This window comes from Stenotrophomonas sp. HMWF003 (assembly GCF_003061285.1).
Taxonomy (GTDB): domain Bacteria; phylum Pseudomonadota; class Gammaproteobacteria; order Xanthomonadales; family Xanthomonadaceae; genus Stenotrophomonas; species Stenotrophomonas maltophilia_AP.
This window is the reverse complement of sequence record NZ_QAIW01000230.1, coordinates 6,231-9,512: the sequence shown is the minus strand read 5'-3', so window position 1 is coordinate 9,512 and position 3,282 is coordinate 6,231. Positions and strand designations below refer to the sequence as shown.

Sequence of the window (3,282 nt, the reverse complement as noted above, 5' to 3'; positions counted from 1 at the left end):
CCTGGGCCTGCTCAGTTCCCCGCATACCTCGGCCGGGCGGGTGCCTACCGCGCACGGCTACCGGGTGTTCGTGGACAGCCTGGTCAAGATGCAGCCGCCCGGCGAGGGCGAGCTGAGCCGGCTGCGCACCGAACTGGCCAGCGGCAGCGGCACCCAGGCCCTGCTGGGCAGTGCCTCGGAGCTGCTGTCGGCGATGAGCCACTTCGTCGGCGTGGTCAGCGCGCCGCGGCGCGAGCAGTTCGCCTTCCGGCATATCGATTTCGTGGCGCTGGACGCGCGCCGGGTGCTGGCCATCCTGGTGTTTGCCGACAACGAAGTGCAGAACCGGGTGATCGAGCCCCGCCGCAGCTTCGGCCCCGGCGAGCTGGAACAGGTGGCCAACTACCTCAACGCCAACTGCGCCGGGCGGCCCCTGTCGGAGATCCGCCAGCGGCTGCTGCTGGAACTGCGCGACGCGCAGTCGGAAATGGAACAGCTGCTGGCCCATGGCATCGAGCTGGCCGAACAGGCGCTGGTGCCGCCGGCCGACGACATGGTGCTGGCCGGCGCGACCCGGCTGATGGGCGTGCAGGACCTGTCCGACCTGGAGCGGCTGCGCGAGCTGTTCGAGGTGTTCGCCAGCAAGCGCGAGATCCTGCAGCTGCTCGAGCGCACCATCCAGGCGCCGGGGGTACGCATCTTCATTGGTGAGGAGACCGGGGTGATGCCGCTGGAAGGGGTGTCGCTGGTCACTGCGCCGTATTCGGCCGGGGGCCAGGTGCTGGGCGTGCTGGGGGTGATCGGGCCCAAGCGCATGGCGTACGACCGCATGATTCCGCTGGTGGAGGCCACCGCCCAGGTGCTGGGCGCGGCGCTGGCCGACCCGGCCGGCGGTGGATTGTCCCGCGATCGCGCATAAAACCCACGGCTGGACTCTTGAAACGGCACCCCGCGCCCACATAGGGGTGGGTGGAGGCGGAGAGTCACCGCCAAGGATCCGGAAATGAACCAAGATCAGCCTGATATCGCATCCCAGAATCCCGCCGGTGAACCGGCTGCCGAGCCGTCCCTGCAGCAGCAGCTGGACAGCCTGCACAATGAAGTGGCCCTGCTGCGCGCCGAATCGCTGCGCGAGCGTGCCGACCTGGACAACCAGCGCAAGCGCGTGGCCCGTGACGTCGAACAGGCGCGCCGCTTCGCCAACGAAAAACTGCTGGGCGAGCTGCTGCCGGTGTTCGACAGCCTGGACGCCGGCCTCAACAGCGCTGGTGCCGAGCCCAGCCCGCTGCGCGAAGGCCTGGAGCTGACCTACAAGCAGCTGCTCAAGGTCGCCGCCGACAACGGCCTGACCCTGCTGGACCCGACCGGCCAGGCCTTCAACCCCGACCACCACCAGGCCATCAGCCAGGTCGACGCGCCCGGCGCGGCGCCCGGCAGCGTGGTCCAGGTGTTCCAGAAGGGCTACCTGCTCAACGATCGTCTGCTGCGCCCGGCCCTGGTGGTTGTCGCCCGCGACTGATCCGGGCGATGAGCCGGCCGGTCATCGGCCAGCCGGTCATCGGCCAGCCGGGCAGAGCCCGGCTCTACGGACGCTGAACACGTTGGGCCGCCATCGGACACTGTGTTTGGTGGATGGCTTGAAAGTACTCCCGGCGTCCCACACATCCCATTCATAACCCGGCAACTGCCGGATGTTCCCCGACATTTCAGGAGTCTCCCTCATGGGCAAGATCATTGGTATCGACCTCGGCACCACCAACTCGTGTGTGGCGATCATGGACGGCGGCAAGGCCCGCGTCATCGAAAACGCCGAGGGTGACCGCACCACCCCGTCCATCGTCGCCTACACCAAGGACGGCGAAGTGCTGGTCGGCGCCTCGGCCAAGCGCCAGGCCGTGACCAACCCGAAGAACACCTTCTACGCCGTCAAGCGCCTGATCGGCCGCAAGTTCACCGACGCTGAAGTCCAGAAGGACATCGCGCACGTGCCTTACGGCATCCTGGCCCACGACAATGGCGACGCCTGGGTGCAGACCAGCGATGCCAAGAAGATGGCCCCGCAGGAAATCTCCGCCCGCGTGCTGGAGAAGATGAAGAAGACCGCCGAAGCCTTCCTGGGTGAGACCGTCACCGAGGCGGTGATCACCGTGCCGGCCTACTTCAACGACAGCCAGCGCCAGGCCACCAAGGACGCCGGCCGCATCGCGGGCCTGGACGTCAAGCGCATCATCAACGAGCCGACCGCCGCGGCGCTGGCCTATGGCCTGGACAAGGGCGACAACAAGGATCGCAAGATCGTGGTGTACGACCTGGGCGGCGGCACCTTCGACGTGTCGGTGATCGAAATCGCCAACGTCGACGGTGAGAAGCAGTTCGAAGTGCTGGCCACCAACGGCGACACCTTCCTGGGCGGCGAAGACTTCGACAACCGCGTCATCGAGTACCTGGTGGACGAGTTCAACAAGGACCAGGGCATCGACCTGCGCAAGGACCCGTTGGCCCTGCAGCGCCTGAAGGACGCCGCCGAGCGCGCCAAGATCGAGCTGTCCAGCGCCCAGCAGACCGAAGTGAACCTGCCGTACGTCACCGCGGACGCGTCGGGCCCGAAGCACCTCAACATCAAGCTGACCCGCGCCAAGCTGGAAGCGCTGGTGGAAGAGCTGATCAAGAAGTCGATCGAGCCGTGCCGCGTGGCGTTGAACGACGCCGGCCTGCGCTCGAGCGACATCAGCGAAGTGATCCTGGTCGGCGGCCAGACCCGCATGCCGAAGGTGCAGCAGGCCGTGACCGAGTTCTTCGGCAAGGAACCGCGCAAGGACGTCAACCCGGACGAAGCCGTGGCACTGGGTGCGGCGATCCAGGGCGGCGTGCTGGGCGGCGACGTCAAGGACGTGCTGCTGCTGGACGTGACCCCGCTGTCGCTGGGTATCGAAACCATGGGCGGTGTGTTCACCAAGATCATCGAAAAGAACACCACCATCCCGACCAAGGCCTCGCAGGTGTTCTCCACCGCCGAGGACAACCAGTCGGCCGTGACCGTGCACGTGCTGCAGGGTGAGCGCGAGCAGGCCCGCTTCAACAAGTCGCTGGCCAAGTTCGACCTGTCCGGCATCGAGCCGTCGCCGCGCGGCATGCCGCAGGTGGAGGTGTCCTTCGACATCGACGCCAACGGCATCCTGCACGTGTCGGCCAAGGACAAGAAGACCAACAAGGAACAGAAGGTCGAGATCAAGGCCGGTTCGGGTCTGTCCGAGGACGAGATCGCGCGCATGGTCGCCGACGCCGAAGCCAACCGCGAAGAAG

Annotated in this window: 3 protein-coding genes; all 3 read left to right on the top strand. The window is 66.8% G+C overall.

Annotated features, from left to right (window positions below; all coding sequences use genetic code 11):
• The coding region (hrcA, locus tag DBR34_RS09430; protein ID WP_258223783.1) for a heat-inducible transcriptional repressor HrcA at nucleotides 1–898 on the top strand (898 nt) is incomplete at its 5' end.
• Nucleotides 899–982: 84 nt separating this feature from the next.
• On the top strand, nucleotides 983–1,498 hold the full coding sequence (grpE, locus tag DBR34_RS09425; protein WP_038688923.1) for a nucleotide exchange factor GrpE: 516 nt from the start codon (nucleotides 983–985) through the stop codon (nucleotides 1,496–1,498).
• Between the two features lie 202 nt (nucleotides 1,499–1,700).
• Nucleotides 1,701–3,282 (top strand): molecular chaperone DnaK (dnaK, locus tag DBR34_RS09420; RefSeq protein WP_258223782.1); only part of this gene is annotated, 1,582 nt, incomplete at its 3' end.